Annotated in this window: 22 protein-coding genes; 14 read left to right on the top strand and 8 right to left on the bottom strand. The window is 65.9% G+C overall.

The annotated features are described in order from the left end of the window. Window position 1: 1 nt before the first annotated feature. The 3 genes from mlaE to VLR48_RS05540 all read right to left on the bottom strand — a co-directional run bounded on the left by mlaE (window position 2) and on the right by VLR48_RS05540 (window position 2,369). A complete protein-coding gene (gene mlaE, locus VLR48_RS05550) occupies window positions 2-784 on the bottom strand; it encodes a lipid asymmetry maintenance ABC transporter permease subunit MlaE (protein ID WP_325290821.1) in 783 nt (260 codons plus the stop codon). Then, window positions 781-1,713, bottom strand: coding sequence for an ABC transporter ATP-binding protein (locus VLR48_RS05545; RefSeq protein WP_325290820.1), 933 nt, complete (start codon window positions 1,711-1,713; stop codon window positions 781-783). The genes mlaE and VLR48_RS05545 overlap by 4 nt, the downstream gene beginning before the upstream one ends. Window positions 1,714-1,805: 92 nt before the next feature. After that, window positions 1,806-2,369 (bottom strand): hypothetical protein, encoded by a 564-nt coding sequence (locus VLR48_RS05540; RefSeq protein WP_325290819.1) that lies wholly within the window; start codon window positions 2,367-2,369, stop codon window positions 1,806-1,808. A 290-nt stretch (window positions 2,370-2,659) separates the two neighbouring features. Between VLR48_RS05540 and VLR48_RS05535 the strand changes: the two genes are divergently transcribed. The 13 genes from VLR48_RS05535 (at window position 2,660) to ptsP (ending at window position 13,377) form a co-directional block, all read left to right on the top strand. Beyond that, the gene (locus VLR48_RS05535; RefSeq protein ID WP_325290818.1) at window positions 2,660-3,679 is read left to right on the top strand and encodes a KpsF/GutQ family sugar-phosphate isomerase; all 1,020 of its coding nucleotides are present in this window, start codon (window positions 2,660-2,662) and stop codon (window positions 3,677-3,679) included. Window positions 3,680-3,790: 111 nt separating this feature from the next. Then, on the top strand, window positions 3,791-4,312 hold the full coding sequence (gene kdsC, locus VLR48_RS05530) for a 3-deoxy-manno-octulosonate-8-phosphatase KdsC (RefSeq protein WP_325290817.1): 522 nt from the start codon (window positions 3,791-3,793) through the stop codon (window positions 4,310-4,312). Then, window positions 4,309-4,935, top strand: coding sequence for an LPS export ABC transporter periplasmic protein LptC (gene lptC / locus VLR48_RS05525; protein ID WP_325290816.1), 627 nt, complete (start codon window positions 4,309-4,311; stop codon window positions 4,933-4,935). Before kdsC ends, lptC begins: the two co-directional genes overlap by 4 nt. Further along, on the top strand, window positions 4,932-5,453 hold the full coding sequence (gene lptA, locus VLR48_RS05520; protein WP_325290815.1) for a lipopolysaccharide transport periplasmic protein LptA: 522 nt from the start codon (window positions 4,932-4,934) through the stop codon (window positions 5,451-5,453). Before lptC ends, lptA begins: the two co-directional genes overlap by 4 nt. 89 nt (window positions 5,454-5,542) lie before the next feature. Further along, window positions 5,543-6,313 carry an LPS export ABC transporter ATP-binding protein gene (gene lptB / locus VLR48_RS05515; RefSeq protein ID WP_325290814.1) on the top strand — a complete coding sequence of 257 codons (771 nt, stop codon included), beginning with the start codon at window positions 5,543-5,545 and terminating at the stop codon, window positions 6,311-6,313. 197 nt (window positions 6,314-6,510) lie between these two features. Then, a complete protein-coding gene (locus VLR48_RS05510) occupies window positions 6,511-7,995 on the top strand; it encodes an RNA polymerase factor sigma-54 (protein WP_325290813.1) in 1,485 nt (494 codons plus the stop codon). Window positions 7,996-8,025: 30 nt separating this feature from the next. Then, complete coding sequence (hpf, locus tag VLR48_RS05505) at window positions 8,026-8,361, top strand: ribosome hibernation-promoting factor, HPF/YfiA family (RefSeq protein ID WP_325290812.1); 336 nt, start codon at window positions 8,026-8,028, stop codon at window positions 8,359-8,361. A 244-nt stretch (window positions 8,362-8,605) separates the two neighbouring features. After that, the gene (locus VLR48_RS05500; protein WP_325290811.1) at window positions 8,606-9,055 is read left to right on the top strand and encodes a PTS sugar transporter subunit IIA; all 450 of its coding nucleotides are present in this window, start codon (window positions 8,606-8,608) and stop codon (window positions 9,053-9,055) included. 24 nt (window positions 9,056-9,079) lie between these two features. Beyond that, a complete protein-coding gene (gene hprK / locus VLR48_RS05495; RefSeq protein WP_325290810.1) occupies window positions 9,080-10,042 on the top strand; it encodes an HPr(Ser) kinase/phosphatase in 963 nt (320 codons plus the stop codon). Between the two features lie 56 nt (window positions 10,043-10,098). Continuing rightward, the gene (gene rapZ / locus VLR48_RS05490; RefSeq protein ID WP_325290847.1) at window positions 10,099-10,968 is read left to right on the top strand and encodes an RNase adapter RapZ; all 870 of its coding nucleotides are present in this window, start codon (window positions 10,099-10,101) and stop codon (window positions 10,966-10,968) included. Then, entirely contained in the window at window positions 10,965-11,372 is a 408-nt protein-coding gene (locus tag VLR48_RS05485; protein ID WP_325290809.1) for a PTS fructose transporter subunit IIA, read from the top strand. The genes rapZ and VLR48_RS05485 overlap by 4 nt, the downstream gene beginning before the upstream one ends. Continuing rightward, window positions 11,369-11,638 carry an HPr family phosphocarrier protein gene (locus VLR48_RS05480; protein ID WP_325290808.1) on the top strand — a complete coding sequence of 90 codons (270 nt, stop codon included), beginning with the start codon at window positions 11,369-11,371 and terminating at the stop codon, window positions 11,636-11,638. Before VLR48_RS05485 ends, VLR48_RS05480 begins: the two co-directional genes overlap by 4 nt. Then, window positions 11,635-13,377: a phosphoenolpyruvate--protein phosphotransferase gene (gene ptsP / locus VLR48_RS05475; protein ID WP_325290807.1), complete on the top strand. Its 1,743-nt coding sequence runs from the start codon at window positions 11,635-11,637 to the stop codon at window positions 13,375-13,377. Before VLR48_RS05480 ends, ptsP begins: the two co-directional genes overlap by 4 nt. Before the next feature lie 209 nt (window positions 13,378-13,586). Here ptsP and VLR48_RS05470 read toward each other — a convergent pair whose 3' ends face one another. Further along, window positions 13,587-15,074: a phosphomannomutase gene (locus tag VLR48_RS05470; RefSeq protein WP_325290806.1), complete on the bottom strand. Its 1,488-nt coding sequence runs from the start codon at window positions 15,072-15,074 to the stop codon at window positions 13,587-13,589. A gap of 390 nt (window positions 15,075-15,464) precedes the next feature. On the opposite strand from VLR48_RS05470, the gene VLR48_RS05465 reads away from it, so the two are divergent. Further along, entirely contained in the window at window positions 15,465-16,349 is an 885-nt protein-coding gene (locus tag VLR48_RS05465) for a hypothetical protein (RefSeq protein WP_325290805.1), read from the top strand. Window positions 16,350-16,421: 72 nt separating this feature from the next. Here the strand turns inward: VLR48_RS05465 and yihA are convergent, their stop codons facing one another. The 4 genes from yihA to ppa form a co-directional block, all read right to left on the bottom strand. Further along, window positions 16,422-17,066 carry a ribosome biogenesis GTP-binding protein YihA/YsxC gene (gene yihA / locus VLR48_RS05460; protein WP_325290804.1) on the bottom strand — a complete coding sequence of 215 codons (645 nt, stop codon included), beginning with the start codon at window positions 17,064-17,066 and terminating at the stop codon, window positions 16,422-16,424. A gap of 23 nt (window positions 17,067-17,089) precedes the next feature. Continuing rightward, complete coding sequence (locus tag VLR48_RS05455; protein ID WP_325290803.1) at window positions 17,090-17,575, bottom strand: bacteriohemerythrin; 486 nt, start codon at window positions 17,573-17,575, stop codon at window positions 17,090-17,092. Continuing rightward, on the bottom strand, window positions 17,572-18,147 hold the full coding sequence (gene moaC / locus VLR48_RS05450) for a cyclic pyranopterin monophosphate synthase MoaC (protein ID WP_325290802.1): 576 nt from the start codon (window positions 18,145-18,147) through the stop codon (window positions 17,572-17,574). Before moaC ends, VLR48_RS05455 begins: the two co-directional genes overlap by 4 nt. 136 nt (window positions 18,148-18,283) lie before the next feature. Continuing rightward, window positions 18,284-18,832 (bottom strand): inorganic diphosphatase, encoded by a 549-nt coding sequence (ppa, locus tag VLR48_RS05445; RefSeq protein ID WP_007192285.1) that lies wholly within the window; start codon window positions 18,830-18,832, stop codon window positions 18,284-18,286. Between the last annotated feature and the right edge of the window lie 173 nt (window positions 18,833-19,005).

The following is a 19,005-nucleotide window of genomic DNA, read 5'->3' as shown; positions in this document are numbered from 1 at the left end:
ATCATTCCCCGAACATCAAGGCCGTCAAGACGAAGTCCAGTCCAAGCACCGCGAGCGCGGCGTGGACCACGGAGCGCGTCGTCGCGCGACTCACGCCCTCGGACGTCGGAACCGAGTCATGCCCCTGAAAGAGTGCGATCCAGGTCACCGCGACCCCGAAAACGACGCTTTTGATCACGCCGTTGACGATGTCCTCGTGGAAGTCGACCTTTGACTGCATCTGGCTCCAGAAGGATCCCGAATCCACGCCGAGTAAACCGACACCGACGAAATAGCCGCCGAGCACACCGACCGCGCTGAACATGGCCGCGAGCAGCGGCATCGCAAGCACCCCGCCGAAAAACCGCGGGGTCAGGATGCGGCGCACTGGATCGACCGCCATCATCTCCAGACCCGAGAGCTGCTCGGTTGCCTTCATCAGGCCGATCTCGGCGGTCAGGGCGGAGCCGGCACGCCCGGCCACCAGAAGGGCCGTGACCACCGGACCGAGCTCGCGCACCAGCGAGGCCGCGACCATCACCCCGAGACTCTCCGCCGCCCCGAACTGGGCGAGGACGTAATAACCCTGAAGGCCCAGCACCATGCCGACGAACAACCCGGACACCCCGATAATCAGCATCGAGAGCACGCCGATATTGAAGAGCTGCGCAATCAGCAGACCCGGACGTCGCAGGATCTCGCCGATGCCCAGCACCATGCCGGCGAGCAGCAGATGCGCGCGACCGAGTCGCTCGAGCGAACCCAGCCCGCTGCGCCCCAGCCGCGCCAAGCCTTCCAGAATCATGAGGCCGCTCCCCGCGGCAGCAGATCATCCGCCAACGGCAGCGCCGGGTAGTGGAAATGCACGGGCCCGTCCGGCAGACCGTCCATGAATTGACGCACCCAGGCCGAGCGATCCGCGGCGATCTCCTGCGGCGTTCCCTGCGCGATGATCTCCCCGTGAGAGATCACGTAGATGTGATCGGCGATGCTCGCCGTCTCGTCCACGTCGTGGGATACCAGGATGCTCGTCAGACCGGCGGCATCGTTGAGCTGTCGGATCAGGGTCACCAGCATGCCTTTGGAGATGGGATCCTGGCCCGTGAAGGGCTCGTCGTAGAGGATCATGTCGGGGTCCAGGGCAATCGCGCGGGCCAGGGCCACCCGACGCGCCATCCCGCCCGAGAGCTCGCTCGGCATCAGATCACGTGCGCCGCGCAGACCGACCGCCTCGAGCTTGAGCAGCACGAGCTTACGCAGCATCGATGGATTCAGGTCCGTATGCTCGCGCAGCGGATAAGCGACGTTGTCGAAGACATTCAGGTCGGTCAGAAGTGCCCCGCTCTGAAACAGCATCCCCATGCGCCGACGCAGCCGGAACAGGGCCGATTTTCCGAGGGTGTGCACGGGCTCGCCGTCGACCTCGATACTCCCGGCATCCGGGCGCAGCTGCCCGGTGATCAGCTTGAGCAGGGTCGTCTTGCCCGTGCCGCTCGGCCCCATGACGGCGGTGACTGCGCCGCGCCGGATATCCATATCGACCCGGTGGAGCACGACCTGCGAGCCGCGGCGAAAGCACAGTCCGCGGATCTTCACCAAAACCTCGCCGCCGGGGCGCGAGCGCTTCTCCGGCGAAGGGCCGGGGTGTGCGGCATCGGGCTTAGCCGCGGGCTCGGAGGAGCCGATCGCGGAGACTGCGGCGGGGCGCGTCGCTCGGGGGCGTCGACTTCCCATAGATCGTATCGCTGTCGGCGCGGGTGGAAAACACGCCATTCTGGCGGGCTTGCCCCGGAGCGTCAACCGCCGGAGCATCAACGGCCGGCCCCTCAACCCAGGCCGAGCAACGCCACGAGTGACTGCCAGCGACGCACGTCCTCGAATCGCGCCCCGCCCATCAAGGCGAGCATCGGTCGCCCTTGGGCAGCTGCGGCGAGCCCTTCCAGCCAGCTGCGCGCAGCACGCAGATCGGTGTCGAGCCCGGCGGGCACCGCGCATGCGAGTGCCGCTGCACGCGACCCCGCCGCGGCCGAGACGGATTCGATCAGGACGTATGCAGGCTGGAGAAGGTCGCCCGGTCCGTCTTGATCCGAACACAGGATCCAGCCGCCGAAACGCTCGCCGAGAAGCGCTTGTACCCCGGCAGACGCCGCGACCGCCGCTGCGCAGGGGTCATGCCGGAGATAGAATGCAAAGGATGCCGGCACATCCCGACTCCACTGCTCGATACGCCCCGCATCGGCGTGTCCCCAAACATCGGCGTCGAGCGCAACGGCGTCGAGCGTGTTGGCGAAATAGGTCAGCCGCCAGTCCTCGGGGAGATCGTCGGGATAGAATTCGGCGTCGCCGGGCGACGGATCCCATCCGTTTCTTACGGGGAGAATGCGGCTCATGGTGTCGAAGTTGCTCCGATCAGATCGTGTTTGGCGGCGGAGATGCCCGTCGGCGCGACGCCGGACCTCTCATTGGTGTATTTTGCACCGCGCGGCCGTGCTCATACGAACCGGCCACATTGCCGGCCACGACAGTAGGGTAATGGGAAGCGCAGCGCAGTCCACCAATGCCTGCGCGGGAATCGGCGGACTTCGCACTCGCGCGTCCGCCCGACCCGCCGGTCCAACCAAGAAGGCCCGTCGCGCCGCTGCCGATGTGGAAGCCACGCGATGGAGGATCTCGGAGCAGCATGACAGATCGACGCAGACTCGGCAGCCCGCCGGTTGAGCTCGAGCTTGGCGAATCGGCCAAGATCAAGGCGCTCGGGCGCGCCGTCATCGAGACCGAGGCCGGCGCGGTCACGGCCCTGGCCGGGCGGATCGACGATGAGTTCGTGGCCGCGTGCCGTTACATGCTGGCCTGCGAGGGTCGCATCGTCGTCCTCGGGATGGGCAAGTCGGGCCACATCGGCGGCAAGATCGCGGCGACCCTGGCGAGCACGGGCAGCCCGGCTTTTTTCGTGCATCCGGGCGAGGCCAGCCACGGCGACCTCGGCATGATCACGCCCCGCGACGTCGTCCTGGCCCTGTCCAACTCGGGCGAAACGGCCGAGCTGTTGATGCTGCTGCCCTTGCTCAAGCGGCTCGGCGTACCGCTGATCAGCATGACCGGCAAACCCAAATCGACCTTGGCGCGAGAGGGCGACGTCCATCTCGACGTGAGTGTGGCAAGCGAGGCCTGTCCGCTCGGCCTCGCCCCGACATCGAGCACCACCGCAACCCTGGTGATGGGCGATGCGCTGGCCATCGCCCTGCTCGAAAGCCGCGGCTTTACAGCCGAGGACTTCGCCCGCTCCCACCCGGCCGGCAGTCTCGGGCGTCGGCTCCTGCTGCACGTCGGCGAGGTGATGCACCGCGACGAGCAATTGCCGTCGGTCCCGTTGGGCACGACCCTGCGGGCGACCCTGGAGGAGATGTCACGCAAAGGCTTGGGCATGAGCGCCGTGGTCGACGACGAGGGACGCCTTGCCGGGATCTTCACCGACGGGGACCTGCGTCGCGCGCTGGACCGCGGGATCGATGTCCATCGCACCGCCATCGACACCGTGCTGACCCGCAACTGCATCACGATCAAGGCCGACGCACTCGCCGCCGAGGCACTGCGCCTCATGGAGTCCCGATCCATCAACGCGCTGCTGGTCATCGACGACACCGGCCGACCCGTCGGCGCACTGAACATGCACGATCTACTGCGCGCCGGGGTCATGTGAGGAAGCCGCCGGCCACCAGCCAAAGGTTGATAACTGATAGCTGGCGGCAGGAGGCAAGAAGCCGGAAGCTCCCCCCGGCCCCCCGACTCGACACCCAAGAGGACTGACCCCATGCAAGACATCCTCGAACGCGCCGCCCTGATCCGCCTGGTTATCTTCGACGTCGACGGGGTGCTGACCGACGGCAGCCTCTATCTCGGCGACGACGGCCAGGAGTACAAGGCGTTCAACTCGCGTGACGGACACGGCATGGTGATGCTCCAGGAGAGTGGGGTGCAGATCGGAATCATCACGGGCCGGACCTCGCAGGTGGTCAGCATCCGCATGCAAAGTCTCGGCGTGGAGCACCTCTTCCAAGGCTGCCGCGACAAGCTCCCGGCCTACGAGGCGCTCAAACGCGACCTCTCCCTCGACGACGAGGCCATCGCCTACGTCGGAGACGATCTCGTGGATCTGCCCATCATGCGGCGGGTCGGACTCGCCGTTGCGGTCGCCGACGCGCATCATCTGGTGCGCGGCCACGCCCATCTCTGCACCCAAGCGCGCGGCGGTCGCGGGGCGGCGCGCGAGGTCTGCGAGCTGATCATGGAGGCGCAGGGCACCTGGGCGCGGATCGTCGCCGGCACGCCATGAGCGGACGTCTCCGGGTCAGCGACCTGCCGATCTGGTCCGCACGTCAGTGGATGCTCGCCGCCTTCTTCGTGGCGTCCGGGCTGTTGGGATGGTGGCAGCTGCGCCCCGAGCCCGAGCCGGCCGCACCCGAGGTCGAGCGCGCGCGACTCCCGGATTATGTCGTCGCCGGATTCACGGCGACCGAGACCGACGACACGGGCAAGCCGAGCCGGCGCCTGATCGCCGACGAGCTGCGCCAGTATGTCGAGGAGGATGTCTCGGAGCTGGATCGCCCACGCATGACACTCTATCAGCGCGAAGGCGAGACCGAAGCCGAGCCCTGGCGCGCGCGTGCCGACAGCGGCCTGGTCCTCCCCGGCGGGGAAGAGGTCCGGCTCGAGGGGGCGGTTGAGCTCGAGCGCAAAGGCGACGCGAGTCGGCCCGCCACCCGCATGGAGACCGAGCTGATGCGCATCTGGCACAAACGGGCCTTCGCCGAGACCGATCGACCGGTCCAAGTCACCAGCGCGTTGGATCGGCTGAACGCGACCGGGATGCGTCTATGGTACGACGAACCCGTCCGTGCCCAGTTCGACGGACGCGCACATATCTTTATCGCACCCGAGCAGATCGAGGAGCCATGAGCGACAGAGGATTTTACGAACGTCGGCGTCGGGGCCTCGCCCTGACCGCGACCCTGGCCTGCGTCGTCGCCTTCGCGTGCGCCCCGGCGGCGGCGCTCGAGGAGGATGCGAGCCAACCCATCCTGATCGAAGCCGACGATGTCGAGGTCCTCGAAGCCGAGAACACCAGCATCTATGTCGGCAATGTCCAGGTCGACCAAGGGAGCATGCGGCTCCTCGGCGATCATGTGACCGTCTATCATCGCGACGATCGCCGCCCGCGCTTTATCATCGCGCTCGGCGCGCCCGCCAGCTTCAAACAGCTCCTCGACAACGACGAGGGCGAGGTCCTGGCCTTCGCCAAACGCATGGAATACGACGCCGACAAGGACGAGCTCACCCTGATCGAGGACGCCTTGCTGATTCAGGGCGCCGACCGCGTCGCGAGCGAGCGTATCGTCTACGATCGCGCCCGCGCCCATTTCCGTGCCGGTGGCAGCGGAAGGGTCAAGATCACCATCACCCCGGAGGAGGAATGAGGCTGAACCGCGTCCGAGGCGACCGATGACCTTCGATCGGAGACCACAGTTGAATGATCCCGAGAGCCTCGGCGGAGACGCGGTTTAGGATGAACGATCTCGTTGCGGTTTCCGACTCAGACATCGGCTCGGGCTCGACGACGCTGCGCGCGGAGCATTTAAAGAAGAGCTATCGCGGCCGTCAGGTCCTGCGCGACGTGAGTGTGAGCGTGGGCGCCGGCGAGGTCTTGGGTCTGCTCGGGCCCAACGGCGCGGGCAAGACCACCTGCTTCTATCTGATCGTCGGCCTGATCCCGGCGGACGAGGGCCGCATCGCGCTGAACGGGCAGGACATCACCCTGAAGCCGATGCATGCCCGCGCACGCGCAGGGCTGAGCTATCTGGCACAGGAGCCCTCGGTATTTCGCAAGCTCAGCGCGCGCGCCAATATCCTCGCCATCCTGGAGGCGCGCGGCGATCTGTCCCGGGCCGACCGAAACCTGCGCTGCGAGCGCCTGCTCGAAGAGCTTGGAATCGCTCATGTCGGCGGATCGCTCGCGTTGAGCCTCTCGGGCGGGGAGCGTCGGCGCCTGGAGATTGCGCGCGCGCTCGCGGTCGACCCGCTGGTGATGCTGCTCGACGAGCCCTTCGCAGGCGTCGACCCCATCGCCGTCGGAGACATCAAGGCCATCGTGTCGCATCTGCGCGACCGCGGGATCGGCGTGCTGATCACGGATCACAACGTGCGCGAGACGCTCGATATCTGCGACCGAGGCTACATCATCAGCGCGGGATGCGTGATCGCGGCGGGCACCCCGGCGCAGCTGCTGGCCGATCAGCAGGTGCGCGACGTCTACCTCGGCGCGGATTTTTCCATGTAGGTCCGAACCAGCCCGCACATGGCGGCGCGCATCGGTTGGCTGCTCTTTCCGGGATGTTGGGTGTAAGATGAGGTCCTGACTCGGCTGATGACGCCTTCACCGGACTGAAACGGCTAGGATCGAGCAGCATTGGCCGTGGCGGCCACCTGCCATGGCGGCCACCTGAGCGAACACCTCGAAAAGCGCATCCGCGATTCATGAAGCAATCCATCCAGCTTCGGCTCGGCCAACACCTGACCATGACGCCTCAGTTGCAGCAGGCGATCCGTCTGTTGCAGCTCTCGACAGTCGAGCTCCAGAAGGAGATTCAGGAGGCACTGGACACCAACCTGATGCTGGAGGAAGGCGACGAAGCGGACCGCTTCAACGCAGGCGAGGTGCAGCAGTCGGGCACGATCCAGAGCGAAGACATCGAAACGCCCCGGGTCGCGGTCGAGCAAGCCGTCGACCGCGAGATCCACGCCGAATCCAACGAGATGCCAGAGGAGCTGCCGGTCGACACCCTCTGGACCGACGTCTTCGACTCCTACCTGCCGAGCACCTCGCACGGCTCGGACGACGGCTCGGATTACGATCCCTTCGCCCAACAGAGCCGGCCTCAAACCCTGCTCGACCACCTTGCCTGGCAGCTCAACCTTTGCCGACTGAGCGAGCGCGACAACATGATCGCCCAAGCGGTCATCGACTCGATCGACGCCGACGGCTATCTGCGCATCGATGTCGATGAGCTGCTCCTGACCATCGACCATCCCGAGATCGGTGCAGAGGAGGTCGAGGCGGTCGTTCACCGCATTCAATCCTTCGACCCGCCGGGTGTGGGTGCCCGCAACCTCCCGGAATGCCTACTGATCCAGTTGAGCCAGCTCCCCCCCCAAACGCCTTGGCGAAACGCCGCGACGGCGGTCTGCCGCGACGGGTTCGAGTATCTGGCCAAACGCGACATCGCCTCGCTGGTGCGACAGCTGAAGGAGCCCGAGGAGACCGTCGCAGGTGCGCTGGCATTGATCCGTCGACTCAATCCCCGCCCCGGCAGCCTGATCGCCGGCACGCCGGCCCAGTATGTCGTCCCGGATATCTTCGTGCGCAAACGCGAGGGCCGATGGTCGGTCGAGCTAAATCCCGAGTCGACACCTAAACTCAGAGTAAACGCCGACTACGCGCGCCTGATCCGACGCGCCGATCAAAGCGCGGACGGCGTCACCTTGAAGAGCCATTTGCAGGAGGCACGCTGGTTCATCAAGAGCCTGGCCAGCCGCAACGACACGGTGCTGCGCGTCGGCGCGAAGATCGTCGAGATGCAGCAGGAATTCTTCGAGCACGGGGACGAGGCGATGAAGCCGATGGTGCTGCGCGATGTCGCCGAGGCATTGGAGCTTCACGAGTCGACCGTATCTCGAGTGACCACGCAGAAATACATGCACACGCCGCGGGGGACCTTCGAGTTCAAGTATTTCTTTTCCTCGCACGTCAACACCGCTTCCGGCGGCGAATGCTCGTCGACCGCAATTCGTGCCCTGATCCGCAAGCTGATCGCCGGCGAGTCCGCGAGAAAGCCCATGAGCGACAGCAAGATCGCACAGGAGCTCGCCGATCAGGGGATCAATGTCGCGCGGCGAACCGTCGCCAAGTACCGCGAGGCCATGGGGGTTCCACCCTCGAACGAGCGCAAGCGCCTGGACTGACAGGCCGTTTGAACCATAAGGAGTCACAAGATGCAGATCAACCTGACGGGTCATCACATCGACGTCACCGATGCGCTGAAAGGCTACGTCGACACGAAGTTCGAGCGCCTTGCGCGGCACTTCGACCACGTCATCAACGCTCACGTCATTCTGAGCGTCGAGAAGCTTGCCCAAAAGGCGGAAGCCACACTGCATATCAACGGCAGCAAGGTCTTTGCCGACTCGGTCCACGAGGACATGTATGCCGCGATCGACGGACTGATCGACAAGCTCGATCGCCAAGTGCTGCGCCACAAGGAGAAAAAGAGCGATCATCGCGCCGCAAGCCCGAAGGTGAACGAGGCCGAGGAGTCCGATCAGAGCTGAGGCACTCGGCGCGGCGCGCACATGCCGCGAAAACCTCCGACGGATCGCTCTTGCCCCGTCGGAGGCATTCAACGAACGGGATCGGGCACGAGGCCGGTAGGCGGAATCACCGGCCCCGGCCAGACATCCGAGGATATCCAGCATCCATGACCACATACCCTCGCCCGCCGTCGCCGCGCGGGCATCGATCCAAGAGCCACCAGCTGCAGCGCTGCACGCCCGCAGCGCACGGGAGCCGATACCGATGCTCAGCCCCGATCTGATCAACGAGGCCCGGATCGGTCAGGGGCTCGAGATTTCCAGCAAGAAGCGTTTACTCGAAACCCTTGCCGAGCTGCTCGCCAACGACCACCCACGCTTGAGCACGGAGAGCGTCTTCGAGCGCCTCCTCGAGCGCGAACGCCTCGGCAGCACCGGGCTCGGTCACGGTGTGGCCCTGCCCCATGCGCGGATCAAGGAAGTCTCTCAGGTCATCGGGGCTTTCGTGCAAACCGCGCGGGGTGTGGATTACGATGCAGCCGACGGCGAGCCGGTCGATCTGGCCTTTGCGCTCCTGGTTCCGGAGACCGCGACCGAGGAGCACCTCCAACTGCTCGCCCATCTGGCAAGTCGGTTCAGCGAGTCGGCAACCCGCGCACGCCTGCGCGATGCGGCCTCGCCCGCGGCCATTCTGGACCTTCTGAAAGCGACCTAGCACGCGAGCGCGGCCGCGCCGGCGATGATCGAAACCCTTCAATCTCTGATCTCGCAGACCGGGCCGCGGCTCAAGCTGCGCTGGCTCACGCCCGAGCCGGCGACCCCGCGCCCGTTGCGCGGCGAGGATCCGGGACGCTCGCGGCAGTCACTGATCGGCTCTCTGAACTGCATCCACCCCAATCGTCTGCAGGTCATCGGACACGCCGAGCTGCTCTACCTGGCGGATCTGGGCCGGACGGCCTTCGGCGAGACCGTGGAGAAGCTCTTCTCGGATCATCCGACCGCCGTCATCTTCTCCGACGGCATCGACCCGGAGCCCGCCTTCCGCGAGGCCGCCGAGCAGACCCGCACGCCGCTGCTCGGCTCCTCCCTCGGCGACGAGGAGCTGATCAATCATCTGCGTTATTTCCTCACCCATGCACTCGCCGAGCGCCGGACGGTGCACGGGGTCTTCATCGAGGTCCTGGGGATGGGCGTCCTGCTGGTCGGCGATCCGGCCGTCGGCAAGAGCGAGTTGGCGCTCGATCTGATCGCGCGCGGCCATCGGCTCATCGCCGACGACGCGCCCCGTTTCGCACGCATTGCACCGGAGACCTTGGAGGGCACCTGCCCGGAGGCCCTGCGCGATTTTCTCGAGGTCCGCGGCCTGGGGATCCTCAACATCCGCGCCATGTTCGGAGAAGGCGCGGTCGTGCGCAGCAAGACCTTGAACCTGATCATCGATCTTCAGCCGCTCGACAAACAACAACTCGAGTGTATCGACCGGCTCAGCGGCAGCCTCTCGGTGCGCAACATCCTCGGGGTCGCCGTCCCCAAGATCACGATGCCGGTCGCACCCGGCCGTAACCTGGCGATCCTGGTAGAGGCGGCCGTACGACACCAGATCCTGCGCATCCGCGGATACGATGCCGGCGTCGACTTCGTCGACCGCCAGGCACGTGCCATCAGCATCGATCGCCCCGACCCGCCGAGATCACCGTCATGACGCAACCACCCGCAGAGGAGCAGGCGCGCGAACGGCCGCCGAACGTCGGCAAACCGATGAGGCTCGTCATCCTCAGCGGCCTCTCCGGCTCGGGCAAGAGCGTCGCACTCCATACACTCGAAGACGTGGGTTTCTACTGCATCGACAACCTGCCGCTCTTCCTGCTGCAGGATCTCGCCCTCGGGCTGCACGAAGGGCTCGACGACGCCTTCACCATGACCGCGGTCGGAATCGACGCACGCACCAGTCCGAGCACCGGCGCGGACGAGCTCAGACACCTTCCCGAGCTGGTGCGCTCGGCGCGCGAGCGCGGCATCGGCTGCGATGTCCTCTTCCTCGATGCCCAGACAGAAACCCTGATCAAACGCTTCAGCGAAACCCGTCGCAAGCATCCCCTGACCCGCGGCGACCGCTCGCTGCCCGAGGCGATCGCGCTCGAGCGCCGACTCCTCGAGCCGATCCGATGCTGCGCCGACATCCATATCGACACCACCCAGACGAATGTCCACGAGCTGCGCGATCTGGTACGCAGTCGTCTGGTCGGCGGCGCCTCGCCGAAGGCATCCATCCTGTTGCAGTCCTTCGGCTTCAAGCACGGGGTCCCGCACGACGTGGACTTCGTCTTCGACCTGCGCAGCCTGCCCAATCCGCATTGGCAACCCGAGCTGCGACGCTTGACCGGACGCGACCCACCCGTGATGGAATTTCTCGATTCCGCCGAAGCCTTCGGCCGGATGCGCGCCGATATCGAGGGGTTTTTCGATCGCTGGATCCCCAGCTTCGAGACGGACGGGCGCAGCTATCTCACCATTGCGATCGGCTGCACGGGCGGCCAGCACCGCTCGGTCTATATGACCGAATCACTGCGGCGTCATTTCGAGGCCGACGGCCATCAGGTGATGGTCCGTCATCGGGATCTGCCTTGAGCGTCGGCATCCTGATGATGACCCATCAGCCGTGCGGCGCGGATCTGCTGCGGGTCGCGACTGCGATTCTCGGCGCACGCCCGACCGGGGTCGAGGCAATGGAGGTCGTCAACGATGTCCCCTGCGAGGTCGTGACGGCGGAAGCCGCCGAACACTTGGAGCGCTTGGATACGGGCGAGGGTGTCCTGATCCTGACCGATCTCTACGGCTCCACACCGGCCAATGTCGCGGTCTCGCTGCTCGCGATCCACGAGCGGTCGAGGGTCATCGCAGGACTGAATCTCCCCATGTTGCTGCGTGCCCTGACCTATGCCTCGCTCGACCTGGATGCCGTGACCGAGAAGGCGCTGCAGGGCGGGCGCGACGGCGTCTTGCTCTGCTCGCGACGAGACGACCGTACATGATTCGCAAAGAGATCGAGATCCTCAACAAGCTGGGTCTGCATGCCCGTGCGGCCGCCAAGCTCGTGCAATGCGCCGGACGTTTCGCGAGCCATGTGGAGATCGAGCGGCGCGGTCAAAGCGTCAACGGCAAGAGCATCATGGGCGTCATGATGCTGGCCGCGAGCCAGGGCACCCGGATCACCGTCGAGGCATCCGGCGAGGACGAGGATGCCGCCATGGCGGCGATCGAGGCCTTGATCGGGGATCGCTTCGGAGAGTCGGAATGACCACCGCCTTCCAGGGTATCGGCATCTCCACGAGTCGGTCGCTCGCACTCGGGCCCGCCTTCGTGGACGGGCGCGGCGGCCATACCGTCTCGAAATCCGCCATCGCAGCCGACCAGGTCGCCGCCGAGATCGAGCGACTCGACTTGGCCGTCATGGCGGCCCGCCAGGCCCTGAAGGCGGTGCGCAACCAGATCCCGCATCACACGCCGCTCAACATCGCCGAGTTCATCGACACGCACCTTCTGATGCTCGAGGACGCCGCCTTGGTCGAGGAGGTGCGCCGCATCGTTGCCGAGCAGCTCTGCAATGCCGAGTGGGCGCTGCAACGGCAACGCGACACCCTGGTGCGGGTCTTCGACGAGATGGACGACCCCTATCTGCGCACCCGCCGCGACGACGTCGAGCATGTCGTGCAGCAGATTCAGACCTTCCTGCAGGGCGCGGTCGAGCAAATCGAGCCCTCGACTCGGGATCTGGAGGGCCGGGTCGTGGTGGCGCGCGACCTCGCGCCTGCGGACGCGATTCTGCTGCGCCATCGCGGTGCGGTCGCGTTCGTGACCGAGTTCGGCGGCCCCATGTCCCACACGGCCATCCTGGCGCGCAGCCTCGGGGTGCCCGCCGTGATGGGCATCCACAACATCACCCGCTATCTGCGCCAAGGCGAGCTCATCCTGGTCGACGGCGAGACCGGCACCGTGCTGGCCGATGCCGACCCGCTGACCCTGGCGTTTTTCCGGGACCGCCTGCGTGCGGCAGAGGCCCGTCAGTTGCGGCTGCGCGGCCTCGTCGGCCGAGCCTCCGTCACACGCGACGGGGTCGAGATCGGTCTCCTCGCGAATCTCGAGCTCTCCGAAGACGTGGCGCTTGCGAAGGCCAACGGGGCCAGCGGGGTCGGCCTCTATCGCACCGAGTTCCTCTACATGAATCGCCGGGATCTCCCCGACGAGGAGGAGCATCTGGCGAGCTACGCCGAGATCGTCGCCGGGCTCGGCGGAATCCCCGTGACCATCCGCACCTTGGACCTGGGGGTCGACAAGCGCGTCGATACCCTGCTCGAGCCGGGCCCCGGGGTCTCGAATCCGGCGCTCGGACTGCGCGCGATCCGACTCTGCCTGAAGGACCCCGACCTCTTCCGACCGCAGCTGCGTGCGATCCTGCGTGCCTCCGCGATCGGCCCGATCCGTCTGATGCTGCCGCTCGTCTCCAACGTCCACGAGGTCGAGACGGTTCTCGCGCTGATCCGGCAGATCAAGACTCAGCTCGACCGCGACGGGCTGGATTACGACCCGAACCTTCCGATCGGCGCCATGATCGAGGTTCCCGCGGCGGCCCTCTGCGCACGCGCGCTCGCGCGCCGGCTGGATTTTCTCTCGATCGGCACGAACGACCTCATCCAATACACGCTTGCGATCGACCGGCTCGACGACAGCGTCAACTATCTTTTCGACGCGACCCACCCCGCCATCCTGCGCCTGGTCCGCATGACCATTCAGGCCGCGTGCGAGCTGAACCGACCGGTCAGCATGTGCGGCGAGATGGCGGGCGATCCACGCTTCACCCGTCTGCTGCTCGGAATGGGGCTACGCGAATTCAGCATGCAGCCGGGCGCCATCCTGGATGTCAAAGAGGTCGTCCTGGAGGCCGATACGCTCGACCTGAAACGCCGTACCGCCGCGCTCTACGCCCGTCTCGACGACACAGACCCGGGGGCGCTGATCGACGAGCTCAACGCTGCTTAAACCGCGCTTAAACCGCGTCCGAGGGTCTAAATCGATGTCGGCCGGAGCATGGCGCCCTCGAGGCCACGAAGGGCCTTATCCCTGACGCGGTTTAAGGAGAAAAAAGCCCAAAAAGCCTTAAAAATCCTTAAACCGCGCGGCGCCGACGGTGGTTTGCAGTTGTGAGGTTGCACCGGAAAACAAAGCATGCAGGTCACGCCGAGCGCGGTTTAAGCACGCCACTTGGCGAGGATCTCCATGCAGATCCGATTCATCTCCTCCGCACGCTCCGGACTGTCCGCCTCGGTATAGGCGCGCAGCTCCGGCGCATTGCCCGACGGGCGCAGGTGCGCGATCTCGCCGCTGACGAAGGTGATCCTGAGACCGTCGGTGACATCCAGATCGGCGACCGGACCGAACGCGGCGCCGAAAACGGCCTGTGCCGCGGCTCTGTCCCGGGCGGGATCGCCCCGATGGATCTCGGCAAGACGCGCCCGAGCGATCTCGGTCGGGAAATCCTTCAGACGATCGCTCCGCGTGCAGCGACGCGGAAGATCGGCGGAGAGGGCCGACACGGGTTTTCCCTGCTCCGCGGCGGCACGCAGGATGGCGACCGCAACCAAGACGGCATCACGTGTCGGCAAGGCCGACAGGATTCGGCCGTCCTGCTCGATATCGGTCGCGAGCAGGAAGCCGCCGTTCGCCTCGTAGCCGACCACCCGGTCCATGCCTCGGTCGACCAGATCCTGCATCCCTTCGATGACGAAGGGCGATCCGATCCGGGTGCGCAGCACCGTCTCGAACCAACCCGAACGCTCCACCGCCGTGTTGCTGCTCACGGGTGTCACCACCCCGCGTGCGCCGAGTTGACGTGCGCACAGGATCCCGGCGATGTCCCCGCGCAGCCAGTCCCCGGTCTCGTCGCCAACCAGCGGACGGTCGCCGTCCCCGTCGGCGGAAACCAGGGCGTCGAAACGCCCCGTCGCGGCCCAGTCGCGCGCGAGCGCGACGTCTTCGGGGCGAATCGCTTCGGTATCGACAGGGACAAAGACCTCCGAGAATCCCAGTCGCGTCACGCGTGCGCCGAGCCCTTCCAGCACCTCGACATAGGCGCCGCGAGCGACGCTGGAGTGCTCGTAGACACCGACATGCAGCCCGTTCAGGCAGCCCGACGGGAAGAAGTCCAGATAGCGATCGACGTACTCGCGATAGGCGACAGGATCCTCGCTCGGAAGCGCGGCGGACTGGTCCTCGACAAAGGCGCCGGCCGCGTCGAAGAGCGTCTCGGCGACTTGGAGCGGTTGCGCGCTGATGCCCTCCTCGTCGCGCTTGAGGATCTCGCCCGTCGGCAGGTTGAACTTGATGCCGTTGCGGTCGTCCGGGATGTGGCTGCCGGTCACCATCAGGCTCGGAGCGCCGCGCGCCAGCCCCCAGGCGGCAACGGCTGGACTCGGGATACGCCCGAGATAGCACGGTCGGCAACCCAGATCCAGCGCCGCGCGGGCGCAGGCGACGAGGATCCTGCTTGTGCTCGGCCTCAGATCGCCGCCCAGTCCGACCTCGGCGTCCGGTGCGAGCAGGCCGCTCGCGCGAAGATAGCCGAGAAACCCGGCCGTGTAGGCGTAGCACACCCGATCGGTCATCGCCTGCGCCAGCCCGCGGGCACCGCTGGTTCCGAACGCTACGCCGCTCATGTTCATCAAGTCGCCGATCTGCATACAGGCTCCTCGCGTCGATTTCGGGCTTCCGCAACCCGCACCGCCCAATCCTAACCCGGGGAGCCGGTGCATGGCGTGCCCCGGTGCAGGACCGTTGGATGCGCAGCGACGATCCCCGATCGGCTCGATCGGACCGATCGCATTCCGGTTGGGGGGGTGTCCCTCCGGGTCACGGATCGGTTAAGCTCCGAGGCGCTGTCGGCGTTCGTCTCGGGGCATCGACCTGGCCCCCAAAAGCAAAAACGATGTTGATGACAGACGGGCACGGCGGCAACCGGTGCAGGTTTACGGAGATGGGCTCGACCACGCCTGACCGGTCAAGCGACCCCGAGCCGAAGGCGACGGATCCGCCGAATGTCCCTGACGATCACCACTTCGAGGAGTACCTCCATGCCCGACACGTCTCGCATGATCCCGCTCGTCTCGGCGGCAACGCTGGCGCTCGTCATCGGCCAAGGCGCCTTCGCCGATCCGCAGGCAACGGAAGCGAGCCAAACGCCGGCCGAGCCAACGAACGAAGCAGCGCCGGCTCCGGCTCCGGCTCCGGCTCCGGCCGCTGCGCCTGCCGATGCGCCTGCCGATACCTCGAGCGATGCGCCCGCACCCGGCGAGGCGGTCCGAGCCAAGGTCGAGGAGCGTCGCGCCGCCATGATGGCGGAACGGGAGAAACGTTACGAAGAGCTCCGTGCTCGTGCCGCCGAGATCGGCCTTGCGCTCCCCGAGATGCCGCCGTGGGAGTCGACCGATCGGCCGCCGATGCCCGAGCGTCGCGGCATGTCCCCCGAGGACATGGAGGCGATGCGCCAACAACGCCAAGAGATGCGTGAGCAGATGCGCTCCATGACCCCCGAGGAACGCCGCGCGATGCGCGATGCGCATTGGCAGCAAATGCGGGCCGATGCTGCGGAACGGGGAGTCGAGATGCCCGAGACACCGCCCTGGGCCGAGGCCGAGGCGCGTCGCAAAGAGATGGAGGAGCGATTCGAGACGTATCGCAAGACTGTCGAGGCGATGAGCGAGGAGCAGATCGAGGCGGCCCGCGCCCTGTTCGGAAGCCCTCCTCCGATGCCCGAGATGCCGCGTATGCCGCAATATGGCGGGTATGAGCGCGATGGCTATGGATACGGTTACGGCCCGCAGGGCGGTTATCCCGGCGGCATGCCCTATCCGGGGCGCGCAGGCATGGGGCATCCGCCCATGATGCCCGATTACGACGCACCCGGTTACGGCGCACCCCGCTACGACCAGGGGCCGCCGCAGGGCATGGGTTACTGACATCGGGGGACACAGCCGCGGGTCGACGGAGCGCCGGCGCAGTCCGGCCGGCGCCGTCGGCCCGCTTCGGCGTCAGTCGCTTGTCCGCGTCTCCGAGGGATCCGCGGGCTCGATCTCGGCCCCCACATCGAGCCAGGCATCGAGCAATCGCTGGACGGACTCCACGCCTTGGCGCTTCAAGGCGGAAAACAGCATCACCTCGACCCGCCCCACCATATCCGAGACGGCCCGCTCGACTGCATGTTGAGTGGCGCGGGCCGCCCCCGTTTTGAGCTTGTCCGCCTTGGTGAGCAAAACGAGCATCGGCAGATCAGCGCGCCCACCCCAGTGGAGCATCTGGCGATCGAACTCGGCGAGCGGATGGCGGATATCCATGACGACGACGAGACCGCCGAGTGAGCGGCGCTGCTCGAGATAGGCCGCCATGTGCTGCTGCCAGTCGCGCTTGACCGCATCGGGAACCTTGGCATATCCGTAACCGGGGAGATCGACAAGGCGGCGCGCCTCGCCCAGCTCGAAAAAGATGAGCTGCTGCGTCCGGCCGGGTGTCTTGCTCGTGCGGGCGAGCGCATTCTGATGGCAGAGTGCATTGATCGCACTGGACTTACCGGCATTCGAGCGCCCCGCGAACGCAACCTCGCGACCCTCGTCTGCGGGACATTGCTCGACCCGTGCAGCAGCCGTCAGGAAATGGGCACGTTGGTAGAATGGATTCATCGTCAGCGGGGACCGGGCGCGGTTTAGCTCCAACACTTGGAGCCGCAGAAGTGTAAGTGGTCCCACATCCGGGTCGCCCAGGACGGCTTTTGGTGTCGCGACAGGGCGCCTGCGGCGAGAAAGAATCGGCTGTAATCCTGATCGCTTTGCAGGATGTGATCGAGCAGCCAATGCTTGAGGTGCCGCATCAGGCCATCGTCAAGCGCTGCGCGATCGTCGTCGAGGCGACGCTGCAGATCCAGCATGCTGCGGATCAGCCCTTCGTGCTGAGCCTTGTGGCGCTCGTAATCCGGGTAGCCGAAGATGCGCATCAGGCTCTCCTCGACGGCGAAATGGATCTTGGTGTATTCGGCGAGCCTGCCGAGCGCATCGAGTTGGTGCTCCCGATCGAGGCCCCCGACAACGGCATCCTGCACCTCGTTGATCAGGTCGATCAAAGCCTGATGCTGGGCGTCGATCTCGTCGATGCCGACGCTGAGCGCTGCGGACCACTCTACGAACTGAGTCATCGCTGTCTCCTTGATGCGAGGCGCTCGTCCGAGTCGACGCGAGCGGGGTCGCCTGTACCGGGATCGCCTGCACCCGGTTCGCAGTCACCGGCAGACGCGACATCCCGGACCCAACGGCCGGACTTCCCTCCATCCTTTTCGAGCAAGCACACACCTTCGATACGCATGCCCCGATCCACCGCTTTGCACATGTCGTAGATGGTCAAAAGGCTGATCTGTACTGCGCAGAGCGCCTCCATCTCGACCCCGGTGGAGCCTCTGGTCTCGACGGTGGCGGAACAATAGACGCTCGAGGTCTCGGCGCGCGGCTCCAGCTCGACGGCGACCCGGGTCAGACTCAGCGGATGACACAAGGGCACCAGATCCGCGGTACGCTTGGCGCCCATGATCCCTGCGATCCGGGCAACGCCGAGCACATCGCCCTTGCGGTGCTCGCCGCTCAGAATCAGTGCAAGCGTAGACGGCTCCATCCGAATGCTCCCCTCCGCAACGGCCCGGCGTTTGGTGAGGGCCTTCTCGCCGACATCCACCATATGGGCCGCACCCTTCTCGTCGAAATGTGTCAACGGCATCTGCGATCCGCGGAGTGGGGAGCCTGAAGGGTCGGCAAGGACACCGACATGTTGCAACGACAAGGGGCTCGGCGAACGACCCAACCGAGACGCCGTTCGGAGCGCTCGCCCTGCGGAAGGGCGAGCGACGGGCACATCAGAACGCCGGCTTCTCCGGCGCCTCTTCGAACATCTTCACGCTGTTCATGATCTCTTCGCGCGCGTCTTCGCGGCCGCCCCAACCCATGACGCGGACCCACTTTCCTTCATCCAGGTCTTTGTAATGCTCGAAGAAATGTGAAATCTGGTCGAGCAGATGGGCCGGCATGTCGCGGAAACTCTCGATCTCGCGGTAGCCCTTGAAGAGCTTGTCGATCGGGAGCGCCAGGATCTTGGCATCATCCCCGGACTCGTCGGTCATCTTGAGCACGCCGATCGGACGGCACTTGATGACGGAGCCCGAGATCAGCGGATAGGGAGTGACCACGATGACGTCGACCGGATCGCCGTCCGCGGACAAGGTGTTCGGCACATATCCATAGTTGCAGGGATAGTGCATCGCCGTGGACATGAAGCGATCGACGAACATGGCGCCGGTCGCCTTGTCCATCTCGTACTTGACCGGCTCGGCATGCGACGGTATCTCGATAATGACGTTGATTTCGCTCGGGATATTATCGCCGCGTGGGACGCGCTTGGGATCCATGGGTCAGCCTCTGAGGTGCGGATGGGATCGCCGAGACACGACCGGGTCGCCGATGCACGGCGGGTCGCGTTGGCGATGTCGGGTCGAATGCTCCCGATTGTAGCCCATCGGATGCCGGGAAATCCCAATGATCGTACGCGGCTTGAGCCGCGGCCGGGATCGCGCCCGAGATC

The organism is Thiocapsa sp. (assembly GCF_035467215.1).
GTDB lineage: Bacteria > Pseudomonadota > Gammaproteobacteria > Chromatiales > Chromatiaceae > Thiocapsa.
This window is presented reverse-complemented; position numbering and strand designations above follow the sequence as displayed.